Here is a 15,777-nt window from a genome sequence, read left to right on the forward strand (position 1 = left end):
ATTGTATTTGCCGGAGAGCACCCGAGTGAATGACGCAATGCCCCGCCCACAGGCGAAAGCCCCCAAAGCGCTGACCCCGCTGCTGGAAATCCGTAATTTAACCAAATCCTTCGATGGGCAACACGCCGTCGATGATGTCAATCTCACCATTTATAAAGGCGAAATATTTGCCTTACTGGGCGCGTCCGGCTGCGGGAAATCGACGTTGCTACGCATGCTGGCAGGTTTTGAGTTGCCCACCGCCGGGCAGATTGTGCTGGATGGCGTCGACCTGGCGCGCGTGCCGCCGTATCAACGGCCGATCAATATGATGTTCCAGTCTTACGCGCTGTTTCCGCACATGACTGTTGAGCAAAATATCGCCTTTGGTCTCAAGCAGGACAAGCTGCCGAAGGCGGAGATTAACGCCCGCGTCCAGGAGATGCTGGCGTTGGTGCATATGCAGGAGTTCGCCAAACGCAAGCCGCACCAGCTTTCCGGCGGCCAGCGTCAGCGCGTGGCGCTGGCGCGTAGTCTGGCGAAGCGGCCGAAACTGCTGCTGCTCGATGAACCGATGGGCGCGTTAGATAAAAAACTGCGCGACCGGATGCAGCTTGAGGTGGTGGATATTCTTGAGCGCGTCGGCGTCACCTGCGTGATGGTCACACATGACCAGGAAGAGGCGATGACCATGGCGGGTCGTATCGCCATCATGAACCGCGGCAAGTTCGTGCAGATAGGCGAGCCGGAGGAGATCTATGAACATCCGACGACTCGCTATAGCGCCGAGTTTATCGGTTCGGTAAACGTCTTCGAAGGGCTGGTCAAAGAGCGGCTGGAAGATGGTCTGGTACTGAATGCGCCGGGGCTGGTACATCCGCTGAAGGTCGATCCGGATGCCTCGGTGGTGGATAACGTGCCGGTCTGGGTGGCGCTGCGTCCTGAGAAAATCATGCTCTGCGACGAACCGCCGGCGGACGGCTTTAACTTTGCGGTAGGCGAGGTTATCCATATTGCCTACCTCGGCGATCTGTCTATCTATCATGTCCGTCTCAAAAGCGGGCAGATGATAAGCGCCCAGCTGCAAAACGAACATCGCCATCGCAAAGGCATGCCGACCTGGGGTGATGAAGTTCGCTTGTGCTGGGACGCCGATAGCTGCGTTGTTCTGACGGTGTAAGGAGAGGGCGATGAGCACATTAGAACCTCCAGCCGGCGGCAAAAAGCCCGGCGGTTTTGCCCTGTGGCTGGCGCGCCAGCAGATGGCCCACGGGCGTAAGCTGGTGATTGCGCTGCCGTATCTGTGGTTAATCCTGCTGTTTTTACTGCCATTCCTGATCGTTTTTAAAATCAGTCTGGCCGAAATGGCGCGGGCGATCCCGCCCTATACCGAGTTACTGTCATGGGCCGACGGTCAACTGACGTTGACGCTCAACCTCGGCAACTTCCTGCAGCTGACCGACGATCCGCTGTACTTTGAGGCTTATCTGCAGTCGCTGCAGGTGGCGGCCATTTCCACCTTTTGCTGTCTGCTATTGGGCTATCCGCTGGCGTGGGCGGTGGCGCATAGTAAACCATCGACGCGAAATATCCTGCTACTGTTGGTGATATTACCTTCGTGGACCTCGTTCCTCATTCGCGTTTACGCCTGGATGGGGCTGCTGAAAAGCAACGGGGTGCTCAATAATTTCCTGTTGTGGCTTGGAGTTATCGATCAGCCGCTGGAGATTTTGCATACCAACCTGGCGGTGTACATCGGTATCGTTTACGCCTACCTGCCGTTCATGGTGCTGCCGATTTATACCGCGCTGACGCGTATCGACTATTCGCTGGTGGAAGCGTCGCTGGATCTCGGCGCCCGGCCATTAAAAACTTTCTTCCAGGTGATTGTTCCGTTAACGAAAGGCGGCATTATCGCCGGTTCGATGCTGGTGTTTATTCCGGCGGTGGGCGAGTTCGTGATCCCGGAACTGCTCGGCGGCCCCGACAGCATTATGATTGGCCGCGTGCTGTGGCAGGAGTTCTTTAATAACCGCGACTGGCCGGTAGCATCGGCGGTGGCTATTGTGATGCTATTGCTACTGATCGTGCCGATCATGTGGTTCCACAAACATCAGCAAAAACAGATGGGGGATCATGGATGAATGACTTACCGGTAGTACGTTCGCCGTGGCGGATTCTGATCCTCGTGCTCGGTTTTACCTTCTTGTATGCGCCGATGCTGATGCTGGTTATCTATTCATTTAACAGTTCGAAGCTGGTGACGGTATGGGCGGGGTGGTCGACTCGCTGGTATAGCGAGCTATTTCATGATGACGCGATGATGAGCGCGGTGGGGTTAAGCCTGACCATTGCCGCCTGCGCGGCGACGGCGGCGGCGATCCTCGGCACGATTGCCGCGGTGGTGCTGGTGCGTTTTGGCCGTTTTCGCGGTTCCAACGGTTTTGCTTTTATGATCACCGCGCCGCTGGTGATGCCCGATGTGATTACCGGGCTGTCGCTGCTGCTGCTGTTCGTCGCGCTGGGGCATTCCATCGGCTGGCCATCGGATCGCGGCATGTTGACGATATGGCTGGCGCATGTCACCTTCTGTACCGCCTATGTGGCGGTGGTTATCTCTTCACGTCTGCGCGAATTGGACAGGTCAATCGAAGAGGCGGCGATGGATCTTGGCGCCGCGCCGCTGAAGGTGTTTTTCGTGATAACCTTGCCGATGATTATGCCCGCGGTCATTTCCGGCTGGCTGCTGGCGTTTACCTTGTCGCTTGATGACCTGGTCATTGCCAGCTTCGTTTCCGGGCCGGGGGCGACGACGCTACCGATGCTGGTTTTCTCCAGCGTGCGGATGGGCGTTAACCCGGAAATTAACGCCCTGGCGACCTTAATCCTCGGCGTGGTGGGAATTGTCGGTTTTATCGCCTGGTATTTAATGGCTCGCGCAGAAAAGCAGCGCGTGCGCGATATCCAGCGTGCAAGAAGGGGCTGAACCCACTAAAATCGCTAACAGAGCCTATTATCGGCGCCGCACTCGTGGCGCCGTTTTCATGGATGACTTTACGTTGGGATTGTTTACAAAAACTCGATCGTCTCATGCTCGTCTTAACGTCCCTGTGCTGGTACAGGTGGCGGCCTTCGCTATTATCTTAATTCGCGGTCTCGATCTGTTAATGATCCTCAATCAGCTCGGCGTGCAGGGGATTGCCGATTTTATTCATCGTAGCGTGCAAACCTGGGCCCTGACGCTGGTGTTTCTGGCGAGCCTGGCGCTGGTGTTTATCGAGATCTGGTGCGCCTTTTCGCTGGTGAAAGGCCGCAACTGGGCGCGCTGGCTCTACCTGTTGACGCAAATTATCGTCATCTCTTATCTGTGGGCGGCCTCGATTGGCTACGGCTATCCAGAACTGTTCAGCGTGGCCGGGGAGTCAAAGCGGGAAATTCTCCATGCGCTGTTTCTGCAGAAGCTGCCGGATCTGCTGGTGCTGGCGCTATTGTTTATCCCTGCGTCGTGCCGACGATTTTTCCGCTTGCAATAACGGTGATACAATCCCCGCCCCGGTTTTCTTGAAGGTCTTCTTATGCATTGCGCACTTTACGACGCGGGCCGCTGCCGTTCTTGTCAGTGGCTGGAATTGCCATTGACGCAACAGCTCGCCGATAAAATGGCTAACCTGCGCGAACTGCTGGCGGGTCATCCAGCGGCGACATGGCTTGCTCCGGTTTCAGGTCCGGAGACGGCGTTTCGCAACAAAGCGAAAATGGTCGTAAGCGGTAGCGTAGAGCGCCCGCTGCTAGGCATGCTGCATCGTGATGGCACGCCGGAAGATCTCACCGATTGTCCGCTGTATCCGCCGAGTTTTGAACCGGTTTTCGCCGCGCTGAAGCCGTTTATCGCCCGCGCCGGACTCACCCCCTATAACGTTGCCCGCAAGCGCGGCGAACTGAAGTATTTGCTGCTGACAGAAAGCCAGCACGGCGGCATGATGTTGCGTTTCGTTCTGCGCTCTGCGGCAAAGCTTGAACAGTTGCGCGCCGCGCTGCCGTGGTTACAGCAGCAGTTGCCGCAGCTAAAGGTGATTACCGCCAATATTCAGCCCGTGCATATGGCTATCATGGAAGGGGAGCAGGAGATTTTCCTCAGCGATCAACAGGCGCTGGCGGAGAACTTTAACGGCGTACCGCTGTGGATCCGCCCGCAAAGCTTTTTCCAGACCAACCCGACGGTGGCGAGCCAGCTCTATGCTACCGCCCGCGACTGGGTACGCGCGCTGCCGGTCAACCACATGTGGGATCTGTTTTGCGGCGTCGGCGGTTTCGGCCTGCACTGCGCAACCCCGCAGATGCGCCTTACCGGTATCGAAATCGCCCCGGAAGCCATCGCCTGCGCGAAGCAATCCGCGGCCCAATTGGGATTAACCAATCTTCATTTTCAGGCGCTGGATTCCACGCAATTCGCGACGCATGAAGACGATATTCCACAGCTGGTGCTGGTCAACCCGCCGCGGCGCGGCATCGGCGCCGAACTGTGCGATTATCTAAGCCGCATGGCGCCGCCGTATATCATTTATTCGAGCTGTAACGCCCGGACGATGGCCGCAGATATTGATCGTCTGCAGGGCTATCGCCTTGAGCGAGTGCAGTTGTTCGATATGTTTCCACATACCGCGCATTATGAAGTGCTGACGCTGCTGGTTCGTGAAGTTTAAACAAAATGTGAACTCTTTAAGCGGCTGAAATCGGGTAAGCTTTATGAAACGAGCGTGAAATTCGTGGAGCGAATCTGATGAGTAAAAAAATCCTGCTGGTGGAAGATGATGATGATATTGCGGCTTTGTTGCGCCTGAATCTGCAGGATGAAGGGTACCAAATCGTGCACGAGGCGGACGGCGCGCAGGCGCTGCGCCAGCTGGATAACGGCGTCTGGGATGCGGTGATTCTTGACCTGATGTTGCCCAACGTCGACGGGCTGGAGATTTGCCGTCGCATCCGTCAGCAAACGCGCTATCTACCGGTGATTATTATTAGCGCCCGTTCGAGCGAAACCCAGCGCGTGCAGGGGCTGGAAATGGGGGCCGATGATTATCTGGCGAAACCTTTTTCTCTGCTGGAGCTGATTGCCCGGGTGAAGGCGGTTTTCCGCCGTCAGGAAGCGATGGGACAAAATCTCTTGATGGATGCCGGACGTATCGCCTGCCACGGCCTGAATATCGACCCGCTGTCCCGGGAGGTCAGGCTGCGCGGTGAACTGGTTGACCTCACGCCGCGCGAATTCGATCTGCTGTATTACTTTGCCCGCCATCCCGGTGAAGTTTTTTCGCGTCTGGCGCTGCTGGATAGCGTCTGGGGCTATCAGCATGAAGGCTACGAACATACGGTCAACACGCATATTAATCGTCTGCGTACGAAAATAGAGCGCGACCCGGCAGAGCCGGACATTATTCTTACCGTCTGGGGGAAGGGGTATAAATTTGCGCCCTATAGCGCCGGGGCGCAGTCATGATCCGCCGACTCAGCCTCAGCCAGCGGTTATCGTTGGTGTTTATCGCCTTGCTGCTGCTGTGTGCGCTGTCCGTTTGTCTGCTCCAGCTCTATAGCAGCGCGCAGTACGGTAACGTCATGGTGCAACGGCTTTCCGCCGGTCTGGCGCAGCAGATTGCCACCCGCGAGCCGCTGCTCAACGCCCACGGCGAGGTGGATCGCGCGGCGTTGAAACCACTCTTCGACCGTCTGATGGTGTTTAACCCAAGCGTCGAGCTGTACCTCGTTTCGCCGGATGGCGAGCTGCTGGCGGATGCCGCGCCGCCGGGGCACATTAAACGCCAGCGCATTGCCATGGCGCCGGTGCAGACGTTTCTCTCCGGCGGCGCGTGGCCGATTTATGGCGACGATCCGCGCAGCGTGGACCAGCAAAAAGTATTTAGCGCCGCGCCGCTACGCCTTGACGGCCAGCTACGTGGCTATCTTTATATTATTCTGCAGGGCGAAACGTTTAATGAACTGGCACAGAGCGCCTGGCAGAAGACGCTGTGGAGCCTGCTGCTATGGACCCTGCTGCTGGTGGCGTTGTTTGGCCTGTTGGCCGGAGGCCTGGCGTGGTACTGGGTGACACGCCCTGTACGCCAGCTGACGGCACTGGTGGCGGCGGGTGATAGCGACAGCATTCGCGCGATTAAGGCGCTGGCGGCGCAGGCGCCGGACCCGCATCCCGGAAATGAAGTGGCGCTGCTGCATAACCGGTTTATCGAACTGGCGCAGCAGATCGCCGGGCAATGGGATCGGCTGGCTGATAGCGATCGTCAGCGCCGGGAATTTATTGCCAATATTTCGCATGACCTGCGCACGCCGCTGACTTCGCTGCTGGGATATCTGGAGACGTTATCGCTTAAGGATGATCGCCTGACGGCGCAGGAGCGCAAGCAGTATCTGAATATCGCGCTACGCCAGGGAAATAAAGTCCGTCATCTCTCACAACAGCTATTTGAGCTGGCTCGCCTTGAACATGGCGGTATTAAGCCGCAGCCGGAAAAGTTTATCCTTGCTGAGCTGATTCAGGACGTGGCGCAAAAATTCGATCTGGCGATTGCCACCCGCGAAATCCGTCTGCGCCTGGAATTGGCGTCAGGCTTGCCTTTGGTTGAGGCAGACCTTTCGATGATGGAGCGGGTATTAACCAATCTGCTGGATAACGCCATCCGCCACACTCCGCATGGGGGCGAAATTCGTCTGTCGTCGCGCCTGCAGGGGACGCAGGTGGTGGTCGAGGTGGCCGATAGCGGCCCGGGCGTCGCCGGTGAATTACGGGCCAATCTGTTTGAGCGGCCATCGGTACTGGAACCGGGGCAGCAGAGCGCATCACGGGGCGGGCTGGGGTTGATGATTGTTCGCCGGATGCTGCAACTGCACGGGGGCGATATTCGCCTGCTGGAAGTACCGGCAGGGGCCTGTTTCCAGTTTACCCTGCCGCTGTGAGGGAGAGCGCTGCCGATAGGCCCGGCTCAGACGGTTGCACCGTAAGCCGGGAAGCGCAGGTCTTACTCCGGGAACCACTGGTTGCTAATTTTCTGGTAGGTTCCGTCAGCTTTAATCGCTTTCAGCGCGGCATTGAGTTTTTCCAGCAGCGCTTTATTATCCGGGCGCACCGCAATGCCGAGGCCGGTACCGAAGTACTGCGGGTCGGTTACTTTCGGCGTCGCCGCGCCTAACTGCGGGTTGGTCTTCAGCCATTCGTTGACCACCGCGGTATCGCCGAAGACGCCGTCGATACGGCCGTTTTTCAGGTCGATAATGGCATTCTGGTAGCTATCGTAAGCGACGGTTTTGACTTCCGGGTGCTTATCCTGCAGGTATTTCTGGTGCGTGGTGCCGTTTTCCATGCCGATACGCTTACCCTTCAGGTCATCAAAAGAGTGGTACGCGTCTTTTTTGGCGATCACCAGCGCCGAGTTGGCATAGTACGGGTCGGTAAACGCGACCTGTTTGCTACGCTCAGGCGTGATGTCCATGCCGGAAATCACCGCATCATACTTTTTAAATTTTAGCGCCGGGATCAGGCTGTCGAAAGCGTGGTTGGTAAAAGTACAGTCGGCCTGCATTTGCTTACACAGCGCTTTGGCCAGATCGAGATCGAAACCGACAATCTGGTTATTCGCATCCATGGATTCAAATGGCGGATAGGTCGCGGAAACGCCAAAGCTGATTTTCTCCGCGGCAGCGGCGCCAAAGGCGAAAGAGCTAAGCAGTGCGGCCAGAACTAACTTTTTCATAGTGGGACTCCCGTCGGTCAATCTTATGATGTTGTGCCGGTTTACGGCTGAAGTTCACAATGCCACTAAATGAATTTATATGCAATAAAGTTGTATGTTTATTTTATTGGTTATAAAAAAAACGGGTAAGCATTAGTACTTACCCGTTTCATTGTTTACTGTTTATGCATTTCGTGATGTTAGTTACGGCGCTCGAAGGCCAGCGCTTTTCTTTCCACCAGACGCATCAAGAGCGTCAGCAGGCCGTTCACTACCAGATAAATGATGCCGGCTGCGCCGAAGACCATCACGTCATAGGTGCGCCCGTAAAGCAGCTGGCCATGGCCCATCACTTCCATCAGCGTGATGGTGTAAGCCAGCGAGGTGCTCTTAAAGACCAACACCACTTCGTTAGAGTACGAGGAGAGGGCGCGTTTAAAAGCATACGGTAGCAGAATCGCCAGCGTATCCTTCTTGCTCATCCCCAGCGCGCTGCAGGACTGCCACTGGCCGTCCGGAATGGCGCGGATGGCGCCATAGAACAGCTGGGTGGTATAAGCCGCGCTGTTTAACGACAAGGCGATCAGCGCGCACAGCCAGGGCTCAGAGATGAGATGCCACAGCACCGGGTAATTCTGTAATGACGGGAACTGTCCTGGCCCATAGTAGATCAGGAAGATCTGTACCAGCAGCGGCGTACCGGTAAACAGCGTGATATAGCCGCGGACGATCCATACCACCACCGGCGTTTTTAACGTCAGGACGATGGTAAAGATCAGCGCCAGGATCAGCGCCACGACGATCGATGCCGCCGTCAGCGTCAGGCTAGTATGCAGCCCTTTCAGCAGTTCGGGTAAGTAATCGAGCATCAACCTGGTCTCCGTTCGAAGCGCGTCGCACGCTGGTCAATACGCTTGAGGATGTATTGACTCAACAGGGTGATGACGAGATAAATCGCTGCTGCAATGATGTACCAGTTAAACGGCTCCTGAGTACGGGTAGCAATACTTTTGGTTTGCAGCATCAGGTCGTTGACGCTGATAAGGCTGACCAGCGCGGTATCTTTCAGCAATACGAGCCACTGGTTGCCCAGGCCCGGCAGTGCATGGCGCCACATCTGCGGCATCACCAGGCGAAAGAATATCGCCGCCTTTGACAAACCCAGCGCTTGTCCGGACTCCCACTGCCCCTGCGGCACCGCTTTCAAGGCGCCGCGCAGGGTCTGCGAGGCATAGGCGGCATAGAGCAGGGAAAGCGCAATGGCGCCACAGAGGAACGGGCTGACGTCGAAGTTTTCAATTTGCATCTGTACCGGAATCTGCACAAACCCAAGATTGAGAGTAAAACCGTCAGACAGCGTCAGCAGCAGCTGTGAGGAACCAAAGTAGATAAACAGCACCACCAGGATTTCCGGTAGGCCGCGTAAAATCGTTACGATGCCGGTCGCCAGCCATGCCACAGGGCGCCATTTCACCGACTCCAGCACGGCGAAAAGCATCGCCAGCACCAGGCCGATGACCAGCGCGCAAACGGCAAGGCCGACGGTCATCCCGGCGGCGCTTGCTAATGGAAAAAATTCGTTCATTCAGCGTTACTTCTGGAACCATTTGCTATAGATGGTCTGGTACGTCCCATCTTTCTTCACTTTTTCCAGCGCAGCGTTAAATTTCTGCTGCAGCTCGGTATTGCCCTGACGAACCGCAATGCCGAGGCCGGTACCGAAGTAGTCTTTATCCGTCACTTTATCACCCACCGGGGCCAGCTTCGGATTGCTCTTCAGCCATTCGGTCACTACCGCCGTGTCGCCAAAGACGGCGTCAATGCGGCCGTTTTGCAGATCCAGTTTGGCATTCTGGTAGCTGTCATAAGGAACGGTGGTGATTTCCGGATGTTTATCAGTAATAAATTTCTGATGGGTAGTACCGTTCTGCACGCCAACTTTTTTGCCTTTCAGCTGGTCAATGCCGGTGAACTTGCCCTGTTGGCCGACGAATAGCGCCGAGTTTTCATAATACGGGGTGCTGAACAGCACCTGTTTTTCACGCTCAGGGGTGATATCCATACCGGCCATGACGGCGTCGAAGCGGCGGAATTTCAGCCCTGGGATCAGGCTATCGAAAGCCTGGTTAGTAAAGGTGCAGGTCGCGTCCATCTCTTTACACAGCGCGTTAGCCAGATCGACGTCAAAGCCGACGATTTTGTTGTTGGCGTCTACCAGCTCAAACGGAGGGTAGGAGGCCTCGGTGGCGAAACGGATAGTCTGGGCTGCGGTAGCGGAAAGGCTCATGCCCGCGAGCAGAGCGGCAATCAGTACTTTTTTCATCGTTATTTCCCCGAAAACATCAATGTGAAAGATAGTTTTTAAAGGCGTCGGTTTGCGGATGCGCGAAGCAGTTAGCATCCCCTTGCTCAACGATATGCCCGTTTTCCATATACACCACGCGGCTGGCGGTTTTACGCGCCACTTCCACTTCGTGGGTAACGATAACCTGGGTGATTCCGGTTTCCGCCAGTTCGCGAATGATGCTGACGATCTGGGCGGTAATTTCCGGATCCAACGCGGCGGTGGGTTCATCAAACAGCAGCACCTGCGGCTCCATCATCAGCGCGCGGGCTATCGCTACGCGCTGCTGTTGACCACCTGACAGATGCAGCGGATAGCGATCGCTGTAAGGTTTAAGGCGTAAACGCTCAAGTAGTTTTTCGGCGCGCGCCAGCGCCTGATCTTTGGTTAAGCCCAGCACGCGGCACGGGGCTTCGATCAGGTTTTGTACCACGGTCAGATGTGGCCACAGGTTGTACTGCTGGAAGACCATCCCGACATTCTGGCGCAGCTCGCGAATAGCTTTGTCAGACGGCGCTTTGGTGAAGTCGAATTGATTACCGGCGATGTTTAAGGTACCGGAACGCGGCATCTCCAGCAGGTTGAGTACGCGAAGCAGCGAGCTTTTACCGGCGCCGCTTGGGCCGAGGAGCACCAGCGTTTCCCCCTGCGGGCAATCCAGCGTGATGTCGAACAGCGCCTGGTGCGCGCCGTAGAAGCAATTAATGCCGTTTAGTTTAATACTCATCTGGGCAGTCTGATACAAATAGCTATTGAGGCCGCAAATAGTACCTTTGACAGAATAGTTATGCAATATTTATGCGTTAAAAGTTAAATGTAAACCACATTTATCACTAAAGTTAGCACAAAATATGGGTTCGTGTGGTAGGGGGGAACAAATGTCGGCATTACCGCACGGAATACCGACATTTTACCGGGGTTATCGTTTCAGCGGGGTGGCTTTAACGCCGAAATTAGCGTTTCTCAAGACTCTGACGCAGCGAGCCGGCCGGAGCGTGGCTGTTTATGCCAAGATAGCGGACATCATCAACCGCCCAGCACTGGCCTTCCTGAATCATCAGCACTTCATCTTTCCAGCTCTGAGTACCCTGTTTCAATTCGACGCGCAGCGGAATATTGCGCGCATCGCGGTTCGGGATGGTTGAGGCGCTGGCGACGTCGGCGCTATCCGCCGGGGTGGAACTGCTGGAGAATGGATTCGATTGCAGCAGCGCGTTGCGCGACGGGTCCTGACGGGCGTCGTTCAGCAGTTTTGCCAGATCGTCGCTCAGATACGGGCGCAGCGCGGTGAGATCGTTATTACGGTGCTGGATTTGATAATCATAGAACTGCTGCGCTACCTCGTCCGGGCCGCCCTCGATGCAGGAACCGCTGCGGGTGCCGTTGTCTTTATAAGCCGGGGTCACGGTGGTACAGGCGCTCAGCGCCAGTGCGCAAGGCAAAACAAGTGCAAGAATGTTGTAGCGCATGATGATTTCCTTATGAACTCACTACGTTGTTAGATTCTGCTAAAGCATAGCGTAAGCGCGACAATTGTACTTGACGCAAAGAGCTAAGACCTTGATGTGACAACGACCATCGGCGCCCGCGCCTCTTGCGCGGGCAGCCGGCGCATCAGAACTGATAACTATAGTTGACGCTGGCGAACCACAGATAAGGGTGATCGTAGCTGCCGGCGATAATTTCCGGAGATTTTACGTGGGAAGATTGCATATGTAGATAAGATACCGCGACGCCGATATTGCTGGCGGGGGTTATCTGGTATTGCGCGCCGGTAGCGAAGCGCCACTCATCGCCGGTTGGCAGGGAGAGCGCCGTGTCGCTTTGCGAATCATAAACCGTACTGTCGAAACCGACGCCGGCGTTCAGACGCCATTGCTCGGTCGGCCGGTACTGCACGCCGACGGCGCTATGCCAGGAATCCTTCAGGCGGTTATTTTTATGACTTTCGTGACCGGCAACGGTGATTTGCGGGCTGCCGAACTGGCTCCAGTCCTGCCAGCCGAGATCGCCCATCACCGACCACTGTTTATTAATATCGTGGACCATGCTGAGCATGATCTGCTGCGGCGCGCGGACCTGGGCGGAGAGTGGCAAATCATACGCAACGTTCGGTAAATTGGGGAAACGCGCTTTGCCCTTAACGTTAAAGTCATAATCGGTTTTACTGTTCCAGGTGATGCCGGCGCGCGTCTGGTCGGTCAACTGCATCAACAGGCCCAGACGGTAGCTCATCGCCCAGTCATGATCTTTATCTTTCTCATCATTACCGTCGACGTTGCGCGTCAGCGATAAATAACCGTAGTTCAGGTTGGCCGATGCGCCGACAGAGAGCCGATCGTTAAGTTTCCACGCCAGCGACGGGCTCAGCGTCATCGCCACCATGGTACTTTTCTTGATAAGACGGTCGCCGGCCCAGTTGCCAAAATCAATGCCTAAACCGTAGTTGCCGTACAGACCGATCCCGGCATAAATATCATCACTAATCTTCTGTGCATAAAAGCCGCTGGCGTTCGGGAACAGATTCATCACGTTACCAGGGCTATTGCCGCCGTGGTCGTTATTCATCTGGTACGGGATATCGCCGCCCATGACCTGCGCGCCGCCGGTAAACATATGGTCAGGCAGCCGGGTCATGCCGGCTGGGTTGGTGACGATGGTGGAGGCGTCCTGCGCGCGGGCGGCCTGACCTGCGCCTGCCAGGCCGACGTCTTCGGTGCCGATTTCATAAAAATAGAGTGCGCTGGCATGGCTGAAGCCAGAGCAGAGCAACCCAGAAATAAGGAATGCGATTTTTTTCATTTGCCACCTGCGGTAATGTAAAACGCGAGCATATTCTTATGCCACAAAAGTATAGTGGGCATATCTGTTATAGCATCGGATTTATATTGATAGTCCGGGGGATGTATTGCGAGTCCGATAACGGAGTGGTTTAGCTATTTTAAACGTTATGCGAATGACCATCCTGATGATGGCGCATATTTGATATGACTATTAACGAGGGGTAAATGGAAAAAGAGTATAAAAATAAATGTTCGCCGAGTAATAAGTAAGAAACATTATCACCATGCGATGATAATGTTTCTATATCAGTAATAACTAATTATTTCTTCTTATAGATATTCGCGGATACGTGCAGTTTCTTATCGGTATTGCCGGAAGAGAGAACCACAACGTCAGCGCCTTTTTCATCGGCTTTTTTGATCAGTTCTTCGCGCGCATCACTCGGCGCAGTTTGTCCGGTAGAGGAGATGGTACCAATTTTGTGGTATTGACCCTGTACTTTAGCGAAATCTTCTTTGCTCAGAATTTCTGCAGAAAATGCGTTCGCGGTTAAAAACAATGCTGCACCTGCCACTAAAGCTGCATATTTCATATTATTAATCTCCATTGTTTATCTTGCTATCATCATGCCCTTGTTTTAACTAACCAATGAGCGCCCTCAGAGTGAATCAAGCCCGTCTTTTTTTCAAGCAAAATGCTGCATTTTTATGACCTTTAATTAACGATTTTTTAAAGAAAAGATGACGTGGTTCTCATTGATAACGCTTGCTTTTTATTGCGCAATAGACTGTATCGGGTCGTAAGACCTTTTTTATCTGTCGTTAGCTGAAAATGACGTTAAGCAGCGAGTGGCTGAAGCGGCCGGCAACAGACATTCCCGGGCTGATGGTTTATCATATAGAAAAGTCACCGCAGGCAGCTTAACGCATTGTCCGGAAGCTGAAAAAGGAGTAGCTATGCCGACAGAACAACGGCTGGATCCGCGCGAAAATCGAACGATGCTGTGGGCCAATCGCGAAAATGTACAAAAGCACGCGCTGTCGCGCAGCATGCCGTGGCTGGCGTTCGTCAATATCTCCTTTGCCTTGATGGTCATCTTCCGCAACGTTCTGTTCACCGAGTTCGATCACCAAAGGTTGTCTAACCATTATATTATTCCTTATCTGGAGATGGCGCTTGGGGCCATTATTGTTTTCTCGCTGGCGCTTTGCCTGATGGTTATCTCCGGGCGGATATTAAGTGGTACCTATGCTACAAAAGTGATTTCCGCTATCTTGTTGATCCTCAGTTTATGTTGGTCGATGAGTAGTTACTGCTTCATCATTTTCTGGTCATTGCCGTTCGCGTGGCCGCTGCTGGTTATTTTAATGACCACCGGTCTTGCCGCGCTCTATTATTTCCCGGTGGGCATTGCGGCTTATCTTGTTCCTTTATGGGTTACCTCGTTGCTTGCAGGGGTGCAAATACATCACGGCGTCGATTTACGTTTTTTAATCCTTTGGGGAATATGTACCGCTATTATGGTATACGGCCGTCAGATCTTGCAGCGCTGGTATGACGAGGCCTGGAACACCCATCAGGAGAATATTCAGCTGATTAACCGTCTGGAAAACATGGCTAATCAGGATGCGTTGACGGTGACCGCGAACCGCCGGGCGTTGGACAATTTTTTAGCTCAGGCGTGGGAAGGTAAAGAGCCGCTGGCGCTTATTATTCTCGATGTCGATTTCTTTAAACGTTATAACGATCACTACGGGCACCAGGCGGGAGATTATTGCCTTTCCTGTATCGCCTCGGTATTGAAAATGTCGGTGCGCGCGCAGGATGATATGGTGGCGCGCTATGGCGGCGAGGAGTTTGTGATTGTTCTGCCGCTGCAATCATTAGATAACGCTACGGCGGTGGCGCAGCGGATCCAACAGAAGATTCGCGAAGCGGCGCTGCCGCATGCCAAATCCGATGCCGGGCCGCTGGTGACGGTCAGTATGGGAATTGTTGCCTCAGAGGGAAGCACTCCACCTTCAGAGTTGATCGCGCAGGCGGATGCTGCGCTGTATAAAGCTAAGCAGGAAGGGCGTAATCGATGGTCTTATTAGGAAAGCGTATTCTCCAGCTTGCGCTTGCCGCTTTGCTACTGGCAGGCTGTGCGCAGGAGCAGGGTATTGTCGACAAACAGGGTTATCAGTTGGATACCCGCCATCCGGCACAGGCGGCCTATCCGCGTATTAAAGTCCTGGTCATTCACTATACCGCCGATAACTTTGATGTCTCGCTGGCGACCCTGACCGACAAAGAGGTCAGTTCACACTATTTAATTCCCGAGCAGCCGCCGCTGCACCACGGTAAACCGCGTATCTGGCAACTGGTGCCGGAGGAAGATTTAGCCTGGCATGCCGGCATCAGCTTCTGGCGCGGCAGCACGCGCATCAATGATACCTCGATCGGTATTGAGCTGGAAAATCGCGGCTGGCAAAAAAATGGCGATATAAAACGTTTTACCCCATTCAATCCGGCGCAAATTGAAGCGCTTATCCCGCTGGCGAAAGATATCATTGCCCGCTATCACATTCAGCCGCAAAACGTCGTCGCTCATGCCGATATCGCGCCGCAGCGCAAGGATGACCCTGGCCCGCTGTTCCCGTGGCGAGCGCTGGCGCAGCAGGGGATTGGCGCCTGGCCTGATGATTCACGTGTCGCCTTTTATTTGCAAGGGCGTCCGAGTTGGCAACCGGTTGATAGCGGAGAATTGTTAGACCTGCTGTCGCGCTACGGCTATCAGGTCACCCCAGAGATGACTCCGGCGCAGCAAAAACGGGTGATTATGGCCTTCCAGATGCACTTCAGGCCGGCACGCTGGGACGGCGTGGCCGATGCGCAAACGCAGGCCATCGCCGAGGCGTTGCTGGAAAAATATGGGCAAGGGTAAACCTT

17 protein-coding genes are annotated in these 15,777 nt (G+C 54.8%); 9 read left to right on the top strand and 8 right to left on the bottom strand.

From position 1 onward, the window contains the following. Positions 1-25: 25 nt before the first annotated feature. The 7 genes from potG (at position 26) to PGR29_RS09825 (ending at position 6,945) form a co-directional block, all read left to right on the top strand. Positions 26-1,159 (top strand): putrescine ABC transporter ATP-binding subunit PotG, encoded by a 1,134-nt coding sequence (gene potG, locus PGR29_RS09795; RefSeq protein ID WP_015367526.1) that lies wholly within the window; start codon positions 26-28, stop codon positions 1,157-1,159. A 10-nt stretch (positions 1,160-1,169) separates the two neighbouring features. Further along, entirely contained in the window at positions 1,170-2,123 is a 954-nt protein-coding gene (gene potH, locus PGR29_RS09800) for a putrescine ABC transporter permease PotH (protein WP_015367525.1), read from the top strand. Beyond that, complete coding sequence (gene potI / locus PGR29_RS09805; RefSeq protein WP_015367524.1) at positions 2,120-2,965, top strand: putrescine ABC transporter permease PotI; 846 nt, start codon at positions 2,120-2,122, stop codon at positions 2,963-2,965. Before potH ends, potI begins: the two co-directional genes overlap by 4 nt. A 58-nt stretch (positions 2,966-3,023) precedes the next feature. Further along, the gene (locus tag PGR29_RS09810; RefSeq protein ID WP_045396319.1) at positions 3,024-3,512 is read left to right on the top strand and encodes a YbjO family protein; all 489 of its coding nucleotides are present in this window, start codon (positions 3,024-3,026) and stop codon (positions 3,510-3,512) included. Between the two features lie 42 nt (positions 3,513-3,554). Beyond that, positions 3,555-4,682, top strand: coding sequence for a 23S rRNA (uracil(747)-C(5))-methyltransferase RlmC (gene rlmC, locus PGR29_RS09815; RefSeq protein WP_015704856.1), 1,128 nt, complete (start codon positions 3,555-3,557; stop codon positions 4,680-4,682). A gap of 77 nt (positions 4,683-4,759) precedes the next feature. Then, a complete protein-coding gene (locus tag PGR29_RS09820; RefSeq protein ID WP_015704857.1) occupies positions 4,760-5,476 on the top strand; it encodes a response regulator transcription factor in 717 nt (238 codons plus the stop codon). Further along, positions 5,473-6,945 (top strand): sensor histidine kinase, encoded by a 1,473-nt coding sequence (locus tag PGR29_RS09825; protein ID WP_213317750.1) that lies wholly within the window; start codon positions 5,473-5,475, stop codon positions 6,943-6,945. The genes PGR29_RS09820 and PGR29_RS09825 overlap by 4 nt, the downstream gene beginning before the upstream one ends. Before the next feature lie 62 nt (positions 6,946-7,007). Here PGR29_RS09825 and artJ read toward each other — a convergent pair whose 3' ends face one another. The 8 genes from artJ to yahO all read right to left on the bottom strand — a co-directional run bounded on the left by artJ (position 7,008) and on the right by yahO (position 13,438). Further along, entirely contained in the window at positions 7,008-7,739 is a 732-nt protein-coding gene (gene artJ / locus PGR29_RS09830) for an arginine ABC transporter substrate-binding protein ArtJ (RefSeq protein ID WP_015367519.1), read from the bottom strand. Between the two features lie 179 nt (positions 7,740-7,918). After that, the gene (artM, locus tag PGR29_RS09835) at positions 7,919-8,587 is read right to left on the bottom strand and encodes an arginine ABC transporter permease ArtM (RefSeq protein WP_015704859.1); all 669 of its coding nucleotides are present in this window, start codon (positions 8,585-8,587) and stop codon (positions 7,919-7,921) included. Beyond that, complete coding sequence (gene artQ, locus PGR29_RS09840; protein WP_015367517.1) at positions 8,587-9,303, bottom strand: arginine ABC transporter permease ArtQ; 717 nt, start codon at positions 9,301-9,303, stop codon at positions 8,587-8,589. The genes artM and artQ overlap by 1 nt, the downstream gene beginning before the upstream one ends. A gap of 6 nt (positions 9,304-9,309) precedes the next feature. Next, the gene (gene artI / locus PGR29_RS09845) at positions 9,310-10,041 is read right to left on the bottom strand and encodes an arginine ABC transporter substrate-binding protein ArtI (RefSeq protein ID WP_015367516.1); all 732 of its coding nucleotides are present in this window, start codon (positions 10,039-10,041) and stop codon (positions 9,310-9,312) included. Between the two features lie 19 nt (positions 10,042-10,060). Further along, on the bottom strand, positions 10,061-10,789 hold the full coding sequence (gene artP, locus PGR29_RS09850) for an arginine ABC transporter ATP-binding protein ArtP (RefSeq protein ID WP_015367515.1): 729 nt from the start codon (positions 10,787-10,789) through the stop codon (positions 10,061-10,063). Positions 10,790-11,015: 226 nt separating this feature from the next. Continuing rightward, positions 11,016-11,531: a lipoprotein gene (locus PGR29_RS09855; protein WP_015367514.1), complete on the bottom strand. Its 516-nt coding sequence runs from the start codon at positions 11,529-11,531 to the stop codon at positions 11,016-11,018. A 145-nt stretch (positions 11,532-11,676) separates the two neighbouring features. Beyond that, entirely contained in the window at positions 11,677-12,864 is a 1,188-nt protein-coding gene (locus PGR29_RS09860; protein ID WP_087859981.1) for an OmpP1/FadL family transporter, read from the bottom strand. A gap of 301 nt (positions 12,865-13,165) precedes the next feature. Next, entirely contained in the window at positions 13,166-13,438 is a 273-nt protein-coding gene (yahO, locus tag PGR29_RS09865; protein ID WP_045396302.1) for a DUF1471 family periplasmic protein YahO, read from the bottom strand. Between the two features lie 364 nt (positions 13,439-13,802). On the opposite strand from yahO, the gene PGR29_RS09870 reads away from it, so the two are divergent. Both PGR29_RS09870 and PGR29_RS09875 read left to right on the top strand, forming a co-directional pair. Next, on the top strand, positions 13,803-14,942 hold the full coding sequence (locus PGR29_RS09870; protein WP_316424463.1) for a GGDEF domain-containing protein: 1,140 nt from the start codon (positions 13,803-13,805) through the stop codon (positions 14,940-14,942). Further along, a complete protein-coding gene (locus tag PGR29_RS09875) occupies positions 14,930-15,772 on the top strand; it encodes an N-acetylmuramoyl-L-alanine amidase (protein WP_087859979.1) in 843 nt (280 codons plus the stop codon). The genes PGR29_RS09870 and PGR29_RS09875 overlap by 13 nt, the downstream gene beginning before the upstream one ends. Positions 15,773-15,777 lie beyond the last annotated feature (5 nt).

It is taken from the genome of Klebsiella sp. 141203 (assembly GCF_032601985.1).
GTDB lineage: Bacteria > Pseudomonadota > Gammaproteobacteria > Enterobacterales > Enterobacteriaceae > Klebsiella > Klebsiella aerogenes.

Excerpts from the sequence above, each read along its gene's own strand:
- potH (WP_015367525.1), top strand. The coding sequence starts at position 1,170 with ATGAGCACATTAGAACCTCCAGCCGGCGGCAAAAAGCCCGGCGGTTTT.
- yahO (WP_045396302.1), bottom strand. The coding sequence starts at position 13,438 with ATGAAATATGCAGCTTTAGTGGCAGGTGCAGCATTGTTTTTAACCGCG.
- artM (WP_015704859.1), bottom strand. The coding sequence starts at position 8,587 with ATGCTCGATTACTTACCCGAACTGCTGAAAGGGCTGCATACTAGCCTG.
- artP (WP_015367515.1), bottom strand. The coding sequence starts at position 10,789 with ATGAGTATTAAACTAAACGGCATTAATTGCTTCTACGGCGCGCACCAG.
- PGR29_RS09870 (WP_316424463.1), top strand. The coding sequence starts at position 13,803 with ATGCCGACAGAACAACGGCTGGATCCGCGCGAAAATCGAACGATGCTG.
- rlmC (WP_015704856.1), top strand. The coding sequence starts at position 3,555 with ATGCATTGCGCACTTTACGACGCGGGCCGCTGCCGTTCTTGTCAGTGG.
- artI (WP_015367516.1), bottom strand. The coding sequence starts at position 10,041 with ATGAAAAAAGTACTGATTGCCGCTCTGCTCGCGGGCATGAGCCTTTCC.
- PGR29_RS09860 (WP_087859981.1), bottom strand. The coding sequence starts at position 12,864 with ATGAAAAAAATCGCATTCCTTATTTCTGGGTTGCTCTGCTCTGGCTTC.
- PGR29_RS09810 (WP_045396319.1), top strand. The coding sequence starts at position 3,024 with ATGGATGACTTTACGTTGGGATTGTTTACAAAAACTCGATCGTCTCAT.
- artJ (WP_015367519.1), bottom strand. The coding sequence starts at position 7,739 with ATGAAAAAGTTAGTTCTGGCCGCACTGCTTAGCTCTTTCGCCTTTGGC.
- PGR29_RS09855 (WP_015367514.1), bottom strand. The coding sequence starts at position 11,531 with ATGCGCTACAACATTCTTGCACTTGTTTTGCCTTGCGCACTGGCGCTG.
- PGR29_RS09820 (WP_015704857.1), top strand. The coding sequence starts at position 4,760 with ATGAGTAAAAAAATCCTGCTGGTGGAAGATGATGATGATATTGCGGCT.
- PGR29_RS09875 (WP_087859979.1), top strand. The coding sequence starts at position 14,930 with ATGGTCTTATTAGGAAAGCGTATTCTCCAGCTTGCGCTTGCCGCTTTG.
- potI (WP_015367524.1), top strand. The coding sequence starts at position 2,120 with ATGAATGACTTACCGGTAGTACGTTCGCCGTGGCGGATTCTGATCCTC.
- artQ (WP_015367517.1), bottom strand. The coding sequence starts at position 9,303 with ATGAACGAATTTTTTCCATTAGCAAGCGCCGCCGGGATGACCGTCGGC.
- PGR29_RS09825 (WP_213317750.1), top strand. The coding sequence starts at position 5,473 with ATGATCCGCCGACTCAGCCTCAGCCAGCGGTTATCGTTGGTGTTTATC.